Annotated in this window: 18 protein-coding genes; 4 read left to right on the top strand and 14 right to left on the bottom strand. The window is 75.4% G+C overall.

Annotated features, from left to right (window positions below; translation table 11 throughout):
* Nucleotides 1-83: 83 nt before the first annotated feature.
* From PIR53_16280 to PIR53_16245, 8 genes are all read right to left on the bottom strand, one after another.
* Nucleotides 84-878, bottom strand: a complete 795-nt coding sequence (locus tag PIR53_16280) for an ABC transporter ATP-binding protein (GenBank protein ID WZH51567.1) — start codon at nucleotides 876-878, stop codon at nucleotides 84-86.
* The gene (locus PIR53_16275) at nucleotides 875-1915 is read right to left on the bottom strand and encodes an iron chelate uptake ABC transporter family permease subunit (GenBank protein ID WZH51566.1); all 1041 of its coding nucleotides are present in this window, start codon (nucleotides 1913-1915) and stop codon (nucleotides 875-877) included. The genes PIR53_16280 and PIR53_16275 overlap by 4 nt, the downstream gene beginning before the upstream one ends.
* Nucleotides 1912-2910, bottom strand: coding sequence for an iron chelate uptake ABC transporter family permease subunit (locus tag PIR53_16270; GenBank protein WZH51565.1), 999 nt, complete (start codon nucleotides 2908-2910; stop codon nucleotides 1912-1914). The genes PIR53_16275 and PIR53_16270 overlap by 4 nt, the downstream gene beginning before the upstream one ends.
* On the bottom strand, nucleotides 2907-3827 hold the full coding sequence (locus PIR53_16265; protein ID WZH51564.1) for an iron-siderophore ABC transporter substrate-binding protein: 921 nt from the start codon (nucleotides 3825-3827) through the stop codon (nucleotides 2907-2909). Before PIR53_16265 ends, PIR53_16270 begins: the two co-directional genes overlap by 4 nt.
* 90 nt (nucleotides 3828-3917) lie before the next feature.
* Complete coding sequence (locus tag PIR53_16260; protein WZH51563.1) at nucleotides 3918-4775, bottom strand: siderophore-interacting protein; 858 nt, start codon at nucleotides 4773-4775, stop codon at nucleotides 3918-3920.
* A gap of 43 nt (nucleotides 4776-4818) precedes the next feature.
* Nucleotides 4819-5766 (bottom strand): FAD-dependent oxidoreductase, encoded by a 948-nt coding sequence (locus tag PIR53_16255; GenBank protein ID WZH51562.1) that lies wholly within the window; start codon nucleotides 5764-5766, stop codon nucleotides 4819-4821.
* Nucleotides 5763-7037, bottom strand: coding sequence for an FAD-dependent oxidoreductase (locus tag PIR53_16250; protein WZH51561.1), 1275 nt, complete (start codon nucleotides 7035-7037; stop codon nucleotides 5763-5765). The genes PIR53_16255 and PIR53_16250 overlap by 4 nt, the downstream gene beginning before the upstream one ends.
* Before the next feature lie 30 nt (nucleotides 7038-7067).
* Nucleotides 7068-7391 (bottom strand): hypothetical protein, encoded by a 324-nt coding sequence (locus PIR53_16245; protein ID WZH51560.1) that lies wholly within the window; start codon nucleotides 7389-7391, stop codon nucleotides 7068-7070.
* Between the two features lie 109 nt (nucleotides 7392-7500).
* Between PIR53_16245 and sigJ the strand changes: the two genes are divergently transcribed.
* On the top strand, nucleotides 7501-8394 hold the full coding sequence (gene sigJ, locus PIR53_16240) for an RNA polymerase sigma factor SigJ (protein ID WZH51559.1): 894 nt from the start codon (nucleotides 7501-7503) through the stop codon (nucleotides 8392-8394).
* Nucleotides 8395-8405: 11 nt separating this feature from the next.
* On the opposite strand, the gene PIR53_16235 is transcribed toward sigJ, so the two are convergent.
* On the bottom strand, nucleotides 8406-8813 hold the full coding sequence (locus PIR53_16235) for a MerR family transcriptional regulator (protein WZH51558.1): 408 nt from the start codon (nucleotides 8811-8813) through the stop codon (nucleotides 8406-8408).
* Nucleotides 8814-8922: 109 nt separating this feature from the next.
* Between PIR53_16235 and PIR53_16230 the strand changes: the two genes are divergently transcribed.
* On the top strand, nucleotides 8923-10416 hold the full coding sequence (locus PIR53_16230) for a SulP family inorganic anion transporter (GenBank protein ID WZH51557.1): 1494 nt from the start codon (nucleotides 8923-8925) through the stop codon (nucleotides 10414-10416).
* Between the two features lie 54 nt (nucleotides 10417-10470).
* Here PIR53_16230 and PIR53_16225 read toward each other — a convergent pair whose 3' ends face one another.
* Nucleotides 10471-11112 (bottom strand): TetR family transcriptional regulator, encoded by a 642-nt coding sequence (locus PIR53_16225; protein ID WZH51556.1) that lies wholly within the window; start codon nucleotides 11110-11112, stop codon nucleotides 10471-10473.
* A gap of 63 nt (nucleotides 11113-11175) precedes the next feature.
* Here PIR53_16225 and PIR53_16220 point away from each other — a divergent pair, with 63 nt between their 5' ends.
* Entirely contained in the window at nucleotides 11176-12492 is a 1317-nt protein-coding gene (locus PIR53_16220; protein ID WZH51555.1) for a glycosyltransferase, read from the top strand.
* Between the two features lie 255 nt (nucleotides 12493-12747).
* Here PIR53_16220 and PIR53_16215 read toward each other — a convergent pair whose 3' ends face one another.
* From PIR53_16215 to PIR53_16205, 3 genes are read right to left on the bottom strand one after another with little or no spacing between them, the layout of a single operon-like run.
* On the bottom strand, nucleotides 12748-14028 hold the full coding sequence (locus PIR53_16215; protein ID WZH51554.1) for an FAD-dependent oxidoreductase: 1281 nt from the start codon (nucleotides 14026-14028) through the stop codon (nucleotides 12748-12750).
* Nucleotides 14025-15449, bottom strand: a complete 1425-nt coding sequence (locus PIR53_16210; GenBank protein ID WZH51553.1) for an NAD(P)/FAD-dependent oxidoreductase — start codon at nucleotides 15447-15449, stop codon at nucleotides 14025-14027. Before PIR53_16210 ends, PIR53_16215 begins: the two co-directional genes overlap by 4 nt.
* Complete coding sequence (locus PIR53_16205) at nucleotides 15446-16936, bottom strand: FGGY family carbohydrate kinase (GenBank protein WZH51552.1); 1491 nt, start codon at nucleotides 16934-16936, stop codon at nucleotides 15446-15448. The genes PIR53_16210 and PIR53_16205 overlap by 4 nt, the downstream gene beginning before the upstream one ends.
* Before the next feature lie 41 nt (nucleotides 16937-16977).
* Here PIR53_16205 and PIR53_16200 point away from each other — a divergent pair, with 41 nt between their 5' ends.
* Nucleotides 16978-17715: a GntR family transcriptional regulator gene (locus PIR53_16200; protein ID WZH51551.1), complete on the top strand. Its 738-nt coding sequence runs from the start codon at nucleotides 16978-16980 to the stop codon at nucleotides 17713-17715.
* Here PIR53_16200 and PIR53_16195 read toward each other — a convergent pair.
* On the bottom strand, nucleotides 17705-18367 hold the full coding sequence (locus tag PIR53_16195; protein ID WZH51550.1) for a haloacid dehalogenase-like hydrolase: 663 nt from the start codon (nucleotides 18365-18367) through the stop codon (nucleotides 17705-17707). The genes PIR53_16200 and PIR53_16195 overlap by 11 nt on opposite strands.
* Nucleotides 18368-18466: the final 99 nt, after the last annotated feature.

Below are 18466 nucleotides of genomic sequence, written 5' to 3'. Positions count from 1 at the left end.
GCTGCGCGGACCCGCGACCCGCCGTGCGCGTTTCTCCCAACTCGACGCATCTGCCGCGCCGTACAACCCAGCTCGACGCGGCGTCAGGTGCGGGAGTCGGCCGGTACGACCAGGGGGGAGCCGGTGAGGGGGTCGGGGAGGACGGTGGCGTCCAACCCGAACACCGACCGCAGCAGCGGCTCCGTCACGGTCAGGGAAGGCGGTCCCTCCGCCACCACCGATCCCGCGCGCATCGCGATGACGTGGTCGGCGTACCGCGCGGCCAGGTTGAGGTCGTGGAGCACCGCGACGACCGTGCGGCCGCGGGCCACGAGCCGGTGCAGCACGTTGAGCACCTCGATCTGGTGGGGCAGGTCGAGGAAGGTCGTGGGCTCGTCGAGCAGCACGAGCGGGGTGTCCTGGGCGAGCGTCATCGCGATCCAGACCCGTTGGCGCTGGCCGCCCGACAGCTCGTCGAGCCGGCGGTCCGCCAGGTCGGCCACGTGGGTCTCCTCCAGGGCGACCGCGACGGCCTCGCGATCAGCAGAGGAATGGCGCCGCAGCACGCGCTGGTGGGCGAACCGGCCGCGGTGCACCAGCTCCCGCACGGTGATCCCCTCCGGGGCGCTCATCGTCTGGGGCAGCAGCGCCATCCGCCGAGCCCGCTCCTTCGCCGGCAGCGACGACAGCGGCGCTCCGTCGAGCAGCACCCGCCCCGCGGCCGGGGCCAGCAGTCCCGACAGCGCCCGCAGCAGGGTCGACTTGCCGCAGGCGTTGGGGCCGAGGATGACGGTGAACCGGTCGTCCGGCACGACCACACTCAGGTCGGTGGCGACGGTGCGCTCGTCGTACCGCAGCGTCAGGCCCTCGGCCACCAGACGGGAAGGAGCAGGGGTCATCGGTCGGTCCGCATCTCTCGTCGCAGGAGCCAGGTCAGGTATGCCCCGCCGATCACCACGGTGACGACGCCGACGGGCACGGTCAGGGGGACGACGTGCTGGGCCACGAGGTCGGCCCCCAGCAGCAGCACGGCCCCGGTGCAGCAGCTCGCCGCCAGCGGGATGCCCGGCGAGCGCACGAGCCGCCGCGCGATCTGCGGCGCCGCCAGCGCCACGAACGCGATCGGGCCGGCCACCGTCGTCACCGCGCTCACGAGCGCGACGGCGAGCAGCAGCAGCGCCGCGCGGTGGCGGTCGAGCGCGAGGCCGGTCGACCGGGCCAGGTCGTCGCCGAGCTCCAGCTGGCGCAGCGAGGCGACGCCCCACGGCAGGAGGAGCAGGAGGACGACCAGGAAGGCCGCGGCCGGCCACACCGCCCCCGCCGTCGCGTTGTTGAGCGTCCCCGCGCCCCACGCCGAGGCGAACAGCGCGGTCTCGACGTCGATCCGCAGGAGGATCCACGAGTTCAGCGCTGCCAGGAACGCGGAGACGCCGATCCCGACCACGATGAACCGGAAGTCGCGCAACCCGTCCCGCAACGCCAGCACGTAGATGAGGGCCGCCGTCAGCAGCCCGCCCACCAGCGCGCCCGCCATGATCCCGGCCCACGCGCCGCCGAGGAGCACGAGCCCGAGCAGCATCCCGGTGAACGACCCGTTCGCCAGGCCCATGACGTCGGGGCTCGCCAGCGGGTTGCGGGTGATCGTCTGGAAGATCGCGCCCGACGCCGCCAGCGCCGCCCCGAACACGAGGGCCGCGACCACGCGGGGCAGGTGCCACTCGACGACGACCGTGTAGACGATCGGCTCGACCGCCGGGAACGGCGCACCGAGCAGCGCGCCGCCCACCTCGGCCGGGGTCAGCGGGAAGTCACCCGCCCACAGCCCGACGAACCCGAGCCCGAGCGCCGCGACGAGCAGCACCGCGCACACCACGAGCTCCCGCCGGACGAGACCGACGTGGACGCGCTCGCTCCCCAGGAGCAGGGGGCCGCTCACAGCCCCGTCGCCTTCGACCGACGCGCGAGCAGCACGAGCACGGGCGCCCCGAGGAACGCCGTCACGATCCCCGCCGGCATCTCCCCGGGCAGCACCGCGACCCGCCCGACGACGTCGGCGACGAGCACCAGCACGATCCCGGCCACGGCCGAGACCGCGAGGATCGTCCGCTGGTCGACGCCCACGCACCACCGCACGACGTGCGGCACCACGAGGCCGACGAACGCGACCGGTCCCGCGACCGCCGCTGCCCCGGCCGCCAGCAGCGTGACCGCGACCAAGGTCAGCGCGTCGGCCCGGCGCAGGTCCACGCCCTGCGCCTGGGCCACGTCTCGCCCGAGGGCGACCGCGTTGAGCGCCGGCGAGGTGAGGGCGGCGGCGATCCCGCCGAGCACGAGGAGCGGGAGGACGGCGAGCGTGACGTCGTACCCCCGGTCGATCAGGCTCCCCGCGTGCCACGTCAGCATCCGCTCGAACGCGTCGGGGTCACTCAGCGAGATGCCCGTGGTGAGGCCCGCGAGCACGGCGCCGACGGCGACGCCGGTGAGCACGAGCCGGGTGGGCGGCACGCGCGGGTCCGTCGGCCGCCCGAGCAGCACCACGAGCAGGCTCGCGAGAAGGGCGCCGACGACGGCGAACCAGACGTACGCCGCTGGCTGCGTCACGCCGACGTACGCCACCGCGATCGCGACCGCGAACGACGCCCCCGCGCTGACGCCGAGCAGGCCGGGGTCGGCGAACGGGTTCCGCGTGTAGGCCTGCATGAGCGCCCCCGCGACGCCGAGCGCGAGGCCGACGACGACCCCCGCGACGGTGCGCGGGAGCCGCTGGTGGTCGACGACGTACGCCGCGGTGGGGTCCCCGCCGCCCGTAAGTGCCGCCCAGACGTCGCCCGGCGGCACCGGGTTGGAGCCGACGAACAGGGACAGCGCCACCGCCGCCGGGATCGCGGCGACGAGCAGCAGCAGCAGCAGCGGGAACCGCCGACGGGTCACGAGCCGGACAGGATCCGCTCGAGGTCGTCGAGCACGGCCTGGCCGCCGAGGGGGCCGACGCCGGTGATCCAGAACGACTGGTCGACGAGGTGGAGGTCGGGGAACGCGTCGGCGTTTGCCGTGAAGGCGGTCGGCAGCGTCGACGGGTCGTCGACGTCCGTCGTCGTGACGAGCACGAGGTCGGCCTGCGCCTCGAGCACCCGCTCCGGCGACAGGTCGGCGGAGATCTCGTCGGCCCACTCCGGACGGTCGGGGGTCGTGAAGCCGGCGCACTCGAGCGTGCTGCCCGCGAACGACGTCGGGCCGTAGAGCGTCACGAGCCCGTCCCGCGGCCGCACGAGCTGCGCGGTCTGCCCCTCGGTCGTGAACTCATCGGCGATCTCGTCGCAGCGCTCCTGGTAGCCGTCGAGCAGCTCGTCGGCGCCGTCGGTGTCGCCCAGCGCCTCGGCGACGAAGCGCACGTTGTCCTGCCAGGGGTCGGCCTGCGACGCCATGAAGACGGTCGGCGCCACGTCGCTCAGCTGGTCGTAGAGCGCCGAGTGCCGCGACTCCGTGCCGATGATGAGGTCGGGGCGGAGCGCCGCGATCCGGTCCACGTCGGGCTCGGTGACGGTGCCGACGGTCTCGATGTCGGCGGCCTCGTCGCCGAGGTATGCCGGCACGCCCGCCGCCTCGTTGAGCACCGCGGCGCCCACCGGGGTCGCGCCGAGCGCGACGGCGGTGTCGAGCTGCACCGGCTCCAGCACGACGACGCGCTGCGGGTCGGCCGGCACCTCCGTCTCGCCGCGCGCGTGGGTGACCGCGCGCTTCTCGTCCGTGGCGTCGTCGCCCGCGTCGGCGGGGTTGCCGCAGCCGGCGAGGGCCAGGCAGGTGAGGGCGGAGACGGTGAGCGCGGTCGCGCGGCGGTGCAGGTTCACGGGGACCCTTTCGGGTGGGACGAGCGGACGGCAGGGAAGGTTAGCAATACCTAAGTTCGCGGCGACCCGCGCCCCGCGCCCGCCCCCACGTCAGTCGCGGGCGCGCCCGGCCCGGTCGATCCAGTAGCCCTGCGTGTGCACCCGCTCCGCGCCGAGCCCGACCTCCAGCAGCGACCGCCGCAGCTCCGCCACCCGCGCGCTCTCCGTGGCGAACCACCCGTAGAACGCCGCGCCCGCGGCGGCGGCACCCGCGCCGTACCGTCGCGCCCAGGCGCCCCCCGCCTCCAGGAGCGGTACGCCGCCGGGTCGCCCGTCCCGCGCGACGTGGTGCACCTCGAGGCGGGGGTCGGCGGCGTCGACGAACGGAGCAGTGTCGGCCGGGTCGGCGGCCTCGAGCAGCAGCGTCGCGCGCGTGTCGGGCCCGAGCGTGGCGAGGATGCCGGCGACGGCGGGGAACGCCGTCTCGTCGGCGCCGATGACGACACGGGTGGCGGCGCCGGGGTGCCACTGCACGCCGTGGTCCGGGTCGCCCGCCCCCTGGGCCGGTCCCGAGACGAGCAGGGGATCGCCGAGCGCGGCCCTCGCCGCCCACGCGCTCGCCGGGCCGGCGGGCTCGTGGAGGTAGACGTCGAGGTCGAGCCACCGGGCGGCGGGGTCGACGCGCGGCGCGGTGTAGCTGCGCATCACCGGTCGCTCCGCCAGCGGGAGCGCGCGCCAGGCCGCGCGCCACGCGGCCTCGGTGAGGCCGTCGGCGAGGCACACCGGGTGGCCGTCCGGTCCCGGCAGCAGGATCTTGACGCGCAGGTCGCGGCCCGCCGGCGCGAAGGCGGCGAGACCGGGACCGGTGAGGCCGAGCCGCACGAAGGCCGGCGACAGCTGCTCCCGGCGCGCGACCGTCACCGCGACGAGACGGTTCGGCGAGTCGGCGAAGGGCACGGGGTCGGGCACGGGACGTTGCTACCAGCCGGCGTCGTTCCCGCCGGACCGGGGGTCAGCCGAGGCGCTCCGCCATCGCCGTCCCGAGCTCGTGCCCCGACCGCCACGCGGTCGCGACGCGTGGGGTCGGACCCCACCCGTCGCCGCAGACGCCGATGCCGCGGTCGTCGAGGAGGTACGGCGCGTCGCGGTCCCCCGTCGGCCGCGCGAACGACCAGCGGTGGACGATGGTGTCCGCGGGTTCGGGCAGGTCGAGCAGACGACGCAGCGCCGCCACCATCGCGGGCGCGGCCCCGTCGGGCTCGTCGAGGTGCGACCGCGCGAGCTCCGGGGTCGAGTGGGCGACGAGCACGGGGGCATCGTCGCCGCGACGCCGTCCGTCGTCGGCCACGAACGACAGCTCCGGACCGTCGACGAAGACGCCGTCGACGGCCCAGGTGCGCTCCGCGAACGACGCCACGAGCGCCAGCACCGGCTCGAACTCCCGGTCCAACCGGGCCGCGACGTCCGCGAGCGGATCGGCCAGCAGGCGGTGGGCCTGCGGGTCCGGCATCGCCAGCACGACCGCGCGCACCGGCTCGCCGTCGACCACCGGCCCCTCCGAACCGACGTCGACGGAGGTGACGGTCCCGCGGCGTACGTCGAGGGGAGCCGCCAGGTCCTCGACCAGGGAGCGCAGCCCGCCGGGGGCACCCCAGCGCACGGGCCCGGGCTTCGTCGTGAGGGCGCCGTCGGCGGTGGTGTGGAAGGTGTCCGTCCACTCCCGCGCGAGCCCCGTCGTGCGCCACCGCTCGACCACCGCGGCGAACTCGGCGTCGTCGCGGGGGACGGTGAAGTACGACGCGCCCAGGTCCACCGGCCGCTCCGCGATCGTCCGCGACGCCATCCGCCCGCCGACGCGGTGGCCGCGGTCGACGACCCGTACCGGCACGCCGGCGTCGGTGAGCGCGCGGCCGCAGGCGACGCCCGCGATGCCGGCGCCGACGACGAGCACGGGGTTCACCGGGCCACCCCGAGCGCCGTGAGCACGGCCGCCGCGGCGCGGTGTCCGCTGACGAGCGCGCCCTGGATGGAGGCGGTGTCGCGGTGGTCGCCGGCGACGAAGATCCCGTCGCCGAGGTCCGTACGACGCCGGTGGGTCAGCGGCGGCAGCTGGGCGGGTAGCGCGTGGGGCACGTCGTCGCGTCGGAGCAGCTGCCACGACCCGGGGTCCGTGCCGAGCAGCGCGCCGGCGTGGGCCCGCATCGCCGCGGACGACGGGACGGGCCGGTCGGGCCCGAGGAGCGCCGAGGCCGCGACCAGGTGCTTCCCGGGCGGCGCGTAGCTCGGCGCCGCCGTCGACATCACCGCCGTGTTGACGAGCGGACCGGTCGGGCGGTCGTGGCCGTCGACGTGGAGCAGCCGCGCCCGCTCGGGAGGCGCGGGCGGCTCGTCGGTGGTGTACCACTCCGTCACGACCCCGCGTTGCGGCGGCGCCGGCGTGCCCAGCAGGTCCTCCGCCGCCGGGGCGGCCGTCGCGACGACGACGGCGCGGGCGTGGTGCTCGCCACCGGAGGTCCGTACGACGGGGGTGCGACCCCGCACGACCCCGTCGACCTCGACGCCCGTGCGCACGGGTGCGGCCAGGCGCGCCGCGAGCTGGCGGGGGAGCGCCTCCATCCCCTCACGCGGCAGGGCCGGGGTGGCGGCGACGAACGAGCTGATGAGCAGCCGCGCGAACTGCGCCGACGACGCGCCCGTGTCGTCGAGCACCACGCCCGCGAGGAACCGGTCGAGCACCGTGCGCGGCACGCCGCGCACCCCGGCGGCGTCGAGGCTGCCCGCCAGGTCGCCGTCGGGCTTCACCAGCAGGCGCTCGGTCAGCGTCCGGCGCGACGGGCGCAGGACCGGCGCGAGCCAGCGGGCGAGCCGCAGGCCCGACGGCACGTCGCCCGCCACCGCCGCGGCCGACGCGCCGAGCAGGTGCGGCGCGTGCCAGGGGTGGCCGAGCCGCCGCGTCCCGGTCGCGTCCCGCAGGGCGACGCCCGCGTCGAACGCGTGGAGGTCGAGGCCGTCGGTGTCGACCCAGCGCCGTACGGCGGGGTAGCCCGGGTTGAGCAGCTGGAAGCCGCGGTCGAGGAGGTGGCCGTCGACGGACTCCGTGCGGATCCGGCCGCCGGGCGCGTCGGAACGCTCGAGCACGACGACGTCGAGCCCGGCGCGCTCCAGCTCGTGCGCACACCGCAGGCCGGCCAGGCCGGCACCCACCACGACGACGTCGGACTCGGTCACCATGACGCCAGCATGGGCGAGGCGGCCAAGCGGTCAGGCGATCGCGGCCTGGATCTGGTCGGCGAGCCGCTGCGCGGCCTTCTTGTTCTTGCGGCCGTCGAGGAGCGCCTTCGGGCGGCCCTGCTGCACGTCGAGGTCGATGGTCACGTGCGAGCCCTGGGGCGTCGGGGTGATGAGCACGGTCGTGTCGAGCTCCCAGTTGAGGGCCGTCTTCTTGGTGACGAACGACAGCTGCCGCCCGTCGGGGCTCTGGCCCACCGGGCGGTGGCCCTGGTCGTGCACGACGCGCTGCACCGCGTCGGCGACGGCGGCGGGAGCGGCGGGGACGTCGAACTCGTTGCGCGCGTGGGAAGCCATGCGCAGCCCCGTGCCCGTCGTGCGGGGGGCGCAAACCGCCGGACGACCTCACGTCTCGGGGCGCTGCGTCGTCGTACGGAGGAAGATGCCCGATGACGAAGGGGGACCCGTGGCCGAGGAGACGCTCGCCGAGGTGGCGCAGGAGCGGCGGCGCCTGCTGGCGCTCGCCTACCGGATGACCGGCACGCTGGCCGACGCCGAGGACGTCGTGCAGGAGACCTACGTGCGCTGGTACCGCCTCGACGACCCCGAGCGCGCCGCCATCGCGAACCCCGCCGGGTGGTTGACGCGCGTCGCGAGCCGGGTCGCGCTCGACCAGCTGACGTCGGCGCGGGCGCGCCGGGAGCGGTACGTCGGCGAGTGGCTCCCCGAGCCCGTCCCGGCCGACCTGTTCAGCGGCACGGCCCCGGCTCCGGCGCCCGACCCGGCCGACCGGGTGACGCTCGACGAGGCCGTCAGCACGGCGCTGCTCGTCGTGCTCGAGGCGATGACCCCGGCAGAACGCGTCGCCTTCGTGCTGCACGACGTCTTCGCGGTCCCGTACGACGAGGTCGCCGCCGTCGTCGGACGCTCGGCCGCCGCCACCCGTCAGCTCGCCACGTCGGCCCGCCGGCACGTGCGCGAGCAGCGGTCGACGGTCGTCGTCCCGCAGGACCACGACACGGTCGTGCGGGCGTTCGTCGCCGCGGCCGGGCGGGGCGACCTCGACGCGCTGCTCCGGGCCCTGGCGCCCGACGTGGTGCTCCGCAGCGACGGTGGGGGCCTGGTGAGCGCGGCACGCAAGCCGGTCCACGGTGCCGACCGGGTGCTGCGCTTCCTGCTAGGGGTGCGCACGAAGCAGCCGGCGATGGTGCTCGAGGAGGTCGCCACCGCCGACGGGCTGGGCTACCGGATGACGGTCGACGGGCGGGTCCACGGGGTGGCGTCGTTCCGCGTGGAGGACGGCCGGATCGTCGACGTGTGGCTGTGCGTCAACCCCGAGAAGCTGCGGGCCTGGGCCTGAGGGTCACGGCCTCACATCTCGCGGGCGAGGATGGCGAGGAACTCGTCGGCCATCGCGAGCTGCCGCACGAGCTTGGCGCGGCGCTCGACGGCGTCGGCGTGGACGGCGGCCAGCTGCTCGCGGGCGCCGGCGATGGCCTCGGCGGACGCGGCGGGATCGCGCAGCACCTCGACCTCGGTGAGTGCCGCCTTCATCTCCTCGAGGGTGAAACCGAGCGGCTTCATGCGACGGATGACGAGGATCTTCTCGACGTCGTCCTCCGTGTAGAGCCGGAAGCCGCCCTCGGTGCGCCCCGACGGCTGGAGCAGCCCGACCTCCTCCCAGTGCCGGAGGCTCCGCAGCGACAGCTCCGTCCGGGCGGCGACCTCGCCGATGTGCATGACGGCCGGCCGGTCACTGCTGTCGAGCGGGTCGTGCATGTGGTCGGGCTCACTTCCTCGCGGACGGGGTCACAACCCTCACGCAACGTTAGGGTCGGTGCGGACGCGGCGCCCGCCGTACGACCACCCTGCCGAACGGAGACCGCCCGTGTCGAACGCGCCTGCCCTCGCCGCCCAGGGCGCGCCCACCGTGCGCGCCGCCCTGCGCTCGCCGCGGCTGCTGCGGACCGAGGTGCTCGCCGGCCTGGTCGTGGCGCTCGCGCTCATCCCCGAGGCCATCTCCTTCTCCATCATCGCGGGCGTCGACCCGCGGGTCGGGCTGTTCGCGTCGTTCACGATGGCCGTCGCGATCTCGTTCCTCGGCGGTCGGCCCGCGATGATCTCGGCCGCCACGGGGGCGGTCGCCCTGGTGATCGCGCCCGTGATGCGGGACCACGGCTTCGATTACCTGATCGCGACCGTGCTGCTCGCCGGGGTGCTGCAGGTCGTGCTCGCGCTGCTCGGGGTGGCGCGGTTGATGCGGTTCGTGCCGCGCTCGGTGATGGTCGGGTTCGTCAACGCGCTGGCCATCCTCATCTTCGTGGCGCAGCTCGAGCACCTCGTCGACGTGCCGTGGGCGGTCTACCCGATGACGGCCGTCGGGATCGCCCTCATCGCGGGGCTACCCCGCGTGAGCTCGGTGGTGCCGGCCCCGCTCGTCGCGATCGTGGCGCTGACGGCGTTCACGGTCGTCGGCTCGGTGGGGATGCCCGACGTGGGCGACCAGGGCCGGCTGCCCGACAGCCTGCCGTCGTGGTTCGTGCCCGACGTGCCGTGGACGCCGGCCACGCTCGAGATCATCGCGCCGTACGCGCTGGCCATGGCGCTCGTCGGCCTGCTGGAGTCGCTGCTGACCGCGAAGCTGGTCGACGACATCACCGACACCGGCTCCGACAAGACCCGCGAGGCGTGGGGCCAGGGCGCGGCCAACGTGGTCACGGGCTTCTTCGGCGGCATGGGCGGCTGCGCCATGATCGGCCAGACGATGATCAACGTGAAGGTCTCGGGCGCCCGCACGCGGCTCTCGACCTTCCTGGCGGGCGTCTTCCTGCTCGTGCTGGTCGTCGGGTTCGGCGACGTCGTGGCGCTCATCCCGATGGCGGCGCTCGTGGCCGTGATGATCATGGTCTGCGTCGGGACCTTCGACTGGCACAGCGTGCGGCCCGCGACCCTGCGCCGGATGCCCCTGTCGGAGACGACGGTCATGGTGGCCACCGTCGTGGTGACGGTCTGGACCCACAACCTCGCGATCGGCGTCGGCGTCGGCGTGCTGGTGGCGATGGTGCTGTTCGCCCGGCGGGTGGCGCACCTGACGGCGACCGAGCGGGTGGTGGAGGGCGGCACCGCGTCGTACCGCGTCACCGGTGAGCTGTTCTTCGCCTCCAGCAACGACCTGACGACGCAGTTCGCCTACGCGGAGGACCCCGCCCGGGTCGTCATCGACCTCAGCGCCGCGCGCGTCTGGGACGCGTCGTCGGTGGCGGCGCTGGACGCGATCACGACGAAGTACGAACGCCGCGGGACGACGGTCGAGATCGTCGGGCTCGACGGGGCGAGCGCCGATCGGCACGAGCGGCTGTCGGGGCGGCTCGGGGAGCACTGAGGCGGGTGGCAGTTCGGGGCCCGGTGTCGGGGACCAGCGCCAGGACGCGCACGCTCAGCGGGGCGCGAGCTGCTCGAACAGCATCCGGCGCAGCCACGATCGGTAGGCCTCGTCGCTGAACCCCGCGTCGACCGTCAGGCGCGTGTAGGTCTCGCTGGCGGCGAGCACCCAGAGCGTCGCGGCGAGCTCCTCGACCGACACGTCCTCCCGCAGCCAGCCGCGGCCCGCGGCGTACTCGATGCCCGTGCGGAACGCCCCGTGCGCCGACGCCATCTCGCGCTCCCAGGCGGCGGCCACCACCGGGTCACCGGCCGCGGCGGCGCGCCACGCCTGCCAGAAGGCGGCGGCGCGCTGGTTGGACGTCCCGTAGAAGTCGACGAGCACGTCGACCGCACCGGCGAGGTCCTCCTGTGCGGCGACCGAGCGGAGGAACGCCGTGTCGAGCACGTCGTCGACGCCGCTCTCGTCGAAGACGGCGACCTCGCGCGCGCCGTCGAGCAGGCCGCTCTTGGGCCCCATCTTGCGGACGGTCTCGACCGACACGCCGGCGGCGGCGGCGATCTGGGGCAGGGAGGTGGCCGCGTACCCCTGCTCGCCGAACAGCCGGAAGGCGGCCCGGTGGATCTCGGCCCGTGTCAGCCTGGCCTGGGCGCTGCGGCGCGAGTTGTCGTAGGTGCGTTTTCTCCCCTCGGCCACGCGAGCAGGCTACGCTGTGTATCGAAAACCCCGTCGGGGTATCGAAAAACCTCTGGAGGCCTCGTGTCCACTGCCGTCATCTGCAGCATGCCGGCCGAGGGCCACGTGCGCCCTCTCCTCGTCGTCGCGGCCGAGCTCCAGGCGCGGGGGTGGCGGGTGCGGATGCTGACGGGCGCCCGCTACGCCCCGATGGTGCGCGCGGCGGGGGTCGACTTCGTGCCGCTCCCGCCCGAGGCCGACACCCTCGACGAGCTCGGCGCCGGCGACCGCAAGCGCGGGCGGGACGCCATCAACTCCGGCGTGGAGCAGGCTTTCTTCGCCCCGGCGCCCCTGGCCGGACGGGCCCTGATGGCGATGCTCGAGGAGGAGCCGACCGACGTGGTGCTGCACGAGCCCACCTTCGTGGGCGTGCAGGCCCTGCACCGGTTGGCCCCGGCGCAGCGCCCCTTCGTCGCGATGTGCGGCATCATCCCGCTCGGGCTGTCGAGCCGGGACACGCCGCCCTACGGGCTCGGGATCACCCCCCTCCGCCGCACGCTGCCGAACCGGGTGCGCAACGCCGTGCTCAGCGCGGTCGCGACGCGGGTCGTCCTGCGTCCCGTGCACCGGGCGGCCGACCGGATGCTCGCCGACATGGGAGCCCCGGGCCTGCGCGGCCGGTTCTTCATGGACATCCTGCACAGCGCGGACCTCATCGCCCAGTTCACGGTCCCGGCGTTCGAGTTCCCCCGCAGCGACGCGCCGGAGTCGTTGCGGTACTACGGCCCCATGACCCGCGTCGAGCGCAGCGGGCTGGAGGCGCCACCGTGGTTCGCGGAGCTCGGCAAGCACCGCCCGGTCGTCCACGTCACCCAGGGGACGGTGGCGAACACCGACTTCGGCGAGCTGGTGCGACCGACGGTCGAGGCCCTCGCCGACCTCGACGTGGACGTCGTCGTCACCACCGGTGGTCGCCCGGTCGCCGCGCTCACGGAGGCCCTGGCAGGTCTCGCGCCGCAGCCCGGTCGGCTGCACGTCGGCGAGTTCCTGCCCTACGACAAGCTGCTGCCGCTCACCGATGTGCTGGTGACGAACGGCGGGTACGGCGGGCTCCACCACGCCCTCCAGCACGGTGTCCCGGTCGTGGTGGCGGGTGACTCCGAGGACAAGGTCGAGACCTCGGCCCGCGTCGCCTGGTCGGGAGCCGGGATCCGGCTCGGCACGAGCACGCCCACCGTCGCGCAGGTGCGCTCGGCGGTGCAGCGGATCCTGGGCGACCCGTCGTACGCCCGCGCCAGCCGCGCCATCGGCGACGCCATTGCGACGTCACCCGGGCCGGTGGGGTTCGTCGACGACGTCGAGGAGCAGGTGCGCCGCCGTCAGGCCGCTGGGGTGGCCTGACGGGGGTGGGGTGCGTGGCGGTACCCGACTGGACCCCGACGGGATCTCCGGCAGGTCCCCGGACCCCTTGGACAGATCCGGCACCAGGACCGCCCCCACACCCGCACCATCGCGGCTCGATCGGCGTCGATGGGGCGGTCGGGCGCCGTGGACGCCTGGTCCGGGACCGGATGCGCGTGATGCAGACGCGGCGCGGGTGCCGGTTGTGTCCGAGCCTCCCGGGGACCCCAGCCCCCTCCCCGGGGTGGCCGGAGCTCAAGCCAGCCGCAGGGTGACGTCCCCGCCGTCGGGCCGCGCGGCGTCGAGGATCGCGCTCGGCACGCGGAAGACCCGACCGGGCGCGGCCGGCCACGGCAGGCGCCGCGTGCCGACGACCCGGCCGTCCTGCACGGCCTCGACACGGGGGCGCTCGGCCCAGGCGTCGGTCCAGAGCAGCAGGCGGCCCCGGGCGGGCGCTGGACCCGAGGGGTCGACCACCTGCGGCGCCACCCAGCGCAGCGGTGCCTCGACCCGGAGACGCACGCCGGACAGCGAGGATGGAGCTGCCTCTCGCCCCAGCCACTCGAGCACCGCCGGCACGACCTGCCGCCCGTCGATCGCCGCGACGTCGGCGGTGTCGACGGGGTGGAGCAGGTTGCCGACGGCGAACACGCCCGGTGCGGTGGTGCGGAGCGCGGCGTCGACCAGCGGGCCCCGCGTGCCCCGGTCGAGCTCGAGACCACCGCTGCGGGCGAGCTCGTGGTCGGGGATCCAGTCACCGGTGGTGACGACGACATCGCAGGGGACGGTACGGCGCGACCCGTCCCGGTCCTCCACCACGACGCCGGTCACGCGACCGCGGCCCTCGATGGCGACGACGCGGCTGCGGGGGAGGACCGGTACGCGGAGGGCGAGGCGGCCGAGGAGGCGGAACGCGGCGTACGACTCCGAGCGCTCGTGCTCGGTGACCATGGCGACGGTGCGGCAGCCGGCCTCGCGGAGCGTCATGACGGCCGACCAGCTGACGAGCTCGCCGCCGATGACGACCGCGCGCTCCCCGACGGGGCGGTGGTGGAGGTGGACGAGGTTCTGCAGCTGCCCGGTCGTCAGCACCCCGGCGGGTCGGTCGCCGGGGATGTGGCGCGCCGGTCGGGCCCGCTCGCGGGCGCCGGTGGCGAGCACGACCGCCCCGGCCTCGACGACGCGGCGGCCCGTCGGCGCGGTGACCTCCACCGCCCGCTCGCCCGCCCAGCCGGTCACCATCGCGCGGGTCTCGACGACGACACCGGCCTCGCGGGCGCGGTCGACGAGCACCCGGGCGTACGCCGGTCCGCGCAGGACGCGGTGGAGGTCGCGGATCCCGTAGCCCGTGTGGTCGCTGTGCCGCGGGATGCCCCCGGCCTCGCGCTCGCGGTCGAGCACGAGCACCGTCGCGTCGGGACCGAGGGCCTCGGCGAGCGCGGCGGCCGCGGTGAGGCCCGAGGGGCCGCCCCCCACGACGACGACGTCGGCCCGGGTGAGCGGTGCGGTGGCTGGTGCGGTGGCAGGGACGGTCATCGGTCGGCTCCTGCGAGAAGGCTGGCGCCGCACGTCTCGAGCGCGGCCTGGGCGTCGGCGCCGCAGAAGAAGCCCTGGCAGCGGCCGTTCATGAGGCGGGTACGCCGACGGAGACCGTCCATGTCGCGGGGCGGGATCGCCGAGTCGAACGCGTCCCGCACCTCGCCCGCCGTGACGCGCTCGCAGAAGCAGACGACGTGGCCGTAGGCCGGGTCGGCGGCGATCCGCTCGGCGTCGGCGTAGGGCCGCAGGCCGGCCTCGCCGATGTTGGGGATGCGCGGCGGCGCGGGCAGCTCGTCGCGGAGCCCGACGTCGAGGCCGCCGTCGGCGAGCAGCCCGGCGACGTGCTCGGCGATCGCGATGCAGGCCGTCAGGCCCGTCGAGCGGATGCCGCCCACGAGCACGTAGTGCTGCTCGTCGTCCCGCTCCAGCAGGTAGTCGCCGCCGGGCACGGCGGCCCGGAGGCCGGCGTAGGTCGTCGTCACCTCCTCGTCGAAGAGCGTCGGCATGATCCGCTCGCCCTTCGCGCGCAGGAAGGCGAACCCGTCCGCAGTGGTGCCGGTCGCCGTCTTGTCGTCGAGGTCCTCGGCGGTGGGACCGAGCATGACGTTGCCGTAGACGGTCGGGCTCACCAGCACGCCCTTGCCCCGCGACGACGGCACGGGCAGCACGATGAGCGGCGCCAGCGGCCGGGCCAGCTTGTCGAACACGAACAGCTCCCCGCGCCGCGGCGTCACCGTGAAGCGGTCGTGCCCGAAGAGCCCGTCGATCGTGTCGGCGTGCAGCCCGGCCGCGTTGACCACCCAGCGGGCGTGCACGTCGCCGCCGGTGGTGCGCAGCACGCTGCCGTCGGTCGTCGCGTCCACGGCGGTCACCCGGTGCTCCAGCAGCACCTCGGCGCCGCGGGCCACCGCGTCGGTCGCCAGCGCGATGGTCGTCGACCAGGTGCAGATGATCGACTCGCCGGGCACGGTGAGCCCGCCGAGCGCCCCCGGGCCGAGCGAGGGCACGGCGTCGTGGACCTCCGCGGCGGAGACGATCTCGCACGCGTCGTACCCGTTCTTCCGCGCCTTCTCCCGCAGCCCCGGCAGGGCCGCGAGCTCCTCCTCGCTCCAGGCGACGAGCAGCGCGCCGGTGCGCTCGACCGGGATGCCGGTCGCCTCGGCGAACTCGCCGAGGAGGTGGTAGCCCTCGGCGACCAGCCGTGACTCCACCGTGCCCGGGCTCGCGTCGAAGCCTGTGTGGAGGATCGCGGTGTTGGCCTTGCTGGTGCCGTCGCCGACGTCGCTGCGGGCCTCGACGATCGCGACGCTCAGGTCGGTGCCCGCCAGGCGGCGGGCGATCGCCGACCCGACGACGCCGCCGCCGATGACGGCGACGTCGACGCGGCGGGGCGCGTCTGCGGAGGAGGGGGTGCTCACGGGTGCTCCGTTCGTTCGGTGCGGGCCACGAGCGCGGCGGCGTCGTGCCAGCGCTGCTGCTCGGAGGCGGCCCGGTCGGGGGACCAGGTGGGGTGGATGACATGGCGCGGTACGACGCGGGGGAGCGCCTCGCCGGGCGTGAGAGCGGCCTCGAGACCGAGGCGGGCCGCGACCGCCGCGCCCAGCGGGGTGGCGTGCGCGGAGGGGTGGACCTCGACGGGCACCTGCGCCCGGTCGGCGAGCGTCTGGACGAGCACGCGGGAGCGGGTCAGACCGCCGTCGACGCGCAGGCTCGCCACGGGGGCGCCGTCGCGGCGGACGGCCTCGAGCAGGTGGGCGACGGAGGCGGCGACGCCCTCGACGACGGCGCGCACCACCTCGCCGCGACCGGTCCCGAGGCGCAGCCCGGTGAGCGACGCCGTCGCGCCGGGCTGCCACCAGGGGGCAGCGAGACCGGTGAGCGCGGGAACGAACTGCACCCCGCCCGCGTCGTCGGCCGCCACGGCGTCGACCTCGCTGGCGCTGCCCAGCACGCCGAGACCGGCGAGCCAGTCGACCGCCGAGGCGGCCGTGTAGACCTGCCCGTCGACGCAGAACCGCGTCTCGTCGCGCAGCCGCCAGGCCGGCGAGGTGGTCAGTCCGCTCGACGACAGCACCGGCGTCGTACCGGTCTGCGCCAGCAGGAAGGCCCCCGTGCCGAAGGTGCACTTCACCGTGCCGGCGTCCCAGCAGCCCTGCGCGAGGAGCGCCGCCTGCTGGTCCACGACGAGGCCGGTGACGGGCACGCGGGGGCCGAAGACGTCGGTCGTGCCGACGACGTCGTCGCTGGCGACGATCGCGGGCAGCTCCTCGCCGTCGAGGCCGAGGAGGGCGAGGAGGTCGGGGTCCCAGGCCGTCGGGTCGTCCAGGGTGGTGAGCATGGAGCGGCCCGCGGTGGAGACGTCCGTGACGAACGCGCCGCACAGGCGGTGCACCAGCCAGGTGTCCAGCGTCGTCACGACGCCGTCGCGCGTGACGTGGTCGCGGAGCCAGCGCAGCTTGGGGGCGGAGAAGTAGGGGTCGAGCACGAGGCCGGTACGGCGCGCGACCTCGTCCTCCGCCCCCTGGGCCCGCAACGCGTCGGTGACGCCGGCGGCCCGTCGGTCCTGCCAGACGATCGCGGGGGACAGGGGGGTGCCGGTCGCGCGGTCCCAGGCCAGCACGGTCTCGCCCTGGTTGGCCAGCGCCACGCCCGCGAGGGCGCCGTCGGGCAGGGCGGCCGCGGCGAGTGCGCGTCGACCGGTGTCGACGACCGCCTGCCAGATCACCGCGGGGTCGTGCTCGACGCCGCCGTCCGCGAGGTGGCGCGGGGCGTGGGCGACCTCGGCAGCAGCGAGGGCGGTGCCGTCGGGAGCGACCACGACGGCCTTGGTGCCGGACGTGCCCTGGTCGATCGCGAGCACGTGCATCGGCAGCTCCTCGGGTGGTCGGTAGTTGGTATATACCATGCGCCCTAGGCCAAGCTCGGCGCAAGTGCTACGTTGCGGCGGTGCCGTCGACCGCGTCCTCCCCGTCCCCGCGCGGGAGCGTGCCGCGGTACGCCGAGATAGCCGCTGACCTGCGCCGACGCATCGTCGAGGAGGAGCTCGCGCCCCACACGCTCGTGCCCTCCGAGCGCGAGCTGTCCGAGCTCCACGGGGTGTCGCGGATGACGGCCCGCCACGCCCTCACGGTCCTCGCGAACGAGGGCTACGTCTACCGCCGCACCCCCCGCGGCACCTTCGTCGCCGAGCAGCGGCACGTCTTCCGCATCGGCAGCTTCAGCCGCGAGGTCGAGCGGGGCGGCAAGACCCCGACGGCCGTCGTGCTCTCCGCCGAGGTGGGGGAGGCGGACACGGCGGCCGCCACCGCGCTCGGCCTGGTCCCGGGCGCCCCCGTGCACGTCGTGCGCCGCCGCCGCAGCGCCGACGCCGAGCCCATCGCGCTCGAGACCTCCGTCTTCCCCGTGGCACTGACTCCCCACCTCCTCGAGGCGGACCTGACGGGCTCGCTGTGGGAGCTGCTCGCCGCGACGTACGGCGTGGTGGTCACCACCGCGCGCGCCACCCTGGCCTCCGTCGTGCTCGACGACGAGTCGTGCCGGCTGCTCGACGCGGTCGCGGCGACGCCGGGCACGCGGTTGGAGCGGTCGGCGTACGACGCGGACGGGCGCTGCGTGGAGTTCGCGCGCGACGTCTACCGCTCCGACCGTGCCGTGTTCGAGGTGGAGGCCGACGTCACCAGGTGACGACCTCGACGTCGGGCCAGCGGAGGCGGGCGGCCGCGACGACCGAGGGACGGGCGTTGACGAGCACCCGGCGGCGCGCCGGGGCGAGCAGCGGGAAGTCGGAGGCGGCGTCGGTGTAGGCCACGTCCCAGCGGTGCAGCCCCGCCGCGGCGGCGCGCACGACCTTCGCCGCGCCGTACGTGTGGTCGGTGAGGTGCACCCCGCCGAGCCGCCCGTCGAGACGGGACGCGACGACGGCGACGTCGTGGAGGTCGAGGGCGTCGAGATAAGCGCGGACCGTGATGTCGAGGCCCGCCGAGACGACGGTGACGGCGCCCTCGGCGAGGTGGGTGCGGAGGGCCGCGACGGCGGCGTCGACGCGCCACCGGTCGTCGCCGGCGAGCTCGGCGCCCAGGGCGCGGCCCGACGCCTCGACGCGGGCGCGGGTCGTGCCGGCCAGCGCGGCCCGCACGACCACCCGGGACGCGGGCGCCTGGAGCGGCGGGGTGGCGACGGTCGCGGCGTACGCGGTCAGCGGCCCGAGCGCGAGCGGCAGGAGCCACGGCCGGCGGCGGAAGCGGCGGCGCAGCAGCTCGACCGTCGAGTCGCGCCGCACCAGCACCCCGTCGAAGTCGAACACGGCATGGTGCGGCGGGGGCTGCTGGTGGTCCACGCGGGCGACCGTACCTGCGCCGAGTTGTCACGTACGCCGCGGCAGATCCGTCGAGTTGTCATGAGTGATTCGTGACAACTCGGCACGGGACGCTGCGTA

Source organism: Nocardioides alkalitolerans (genome assembly GCA_038184435.1).
Classification (GTDB): domain Bacteria; phylum Actinomycetota; class Actinomycetes; order Propionibacteriales; family Nocardioidaceae; genus Nocardioides; species Nocardioides alkalitolerans_A.
The sequence above is the reverse complement of the archived record's forward strand: the minus strand, read 5'-3'. Positions and strand labels throughout refer to the sequence as shown.

Bases quoted from the DNA above. Each gene is read 5' to 3' on its own strand.
- PIR53_16280 (WZH51567.1), bottom strand. From the start codon at position 878: ATGACCCCTGCTCCTTCCCGTCTGGTGGCCGAGGGCCTGACGCTGCGG.
- PIR53_16250 (WZH51561.1), bottom strand. From the start codon at position 7,037: ATGGTGACCGAGTCCGACGTCGTCGTGGTGGGTGCCGGCCTGGCCGGC.
- PIR53_16245 (WZH51560.1), bottom strand. From the start codon at position 7,391: ATGGCTTCCCACGCGCGCAACGAGTTCGACGTCCCCGCCGCTCCCGCC.
- PIR53_16235 (WZH51558.1), bottom strand. From the start codon at position 8,813: ATGCACGACCCGCTCGACAGCAGTGACCGGCCGGCCGTCATGCACATC.
- PIR53_16215 (WZH51554.1), bottom strand. From the start codon at position 14,028: ATGACCGTCCCTGCCACCGCACCAGCCACCGCACCGCTCACCCGGGCC.
- PIR53_16205 (WZH51552.1), bottom strand. From the start codon at position 16,936: ATGGTATATACCAACTACCGACCACCCGAGGAGCTGCCGATGCACGTG.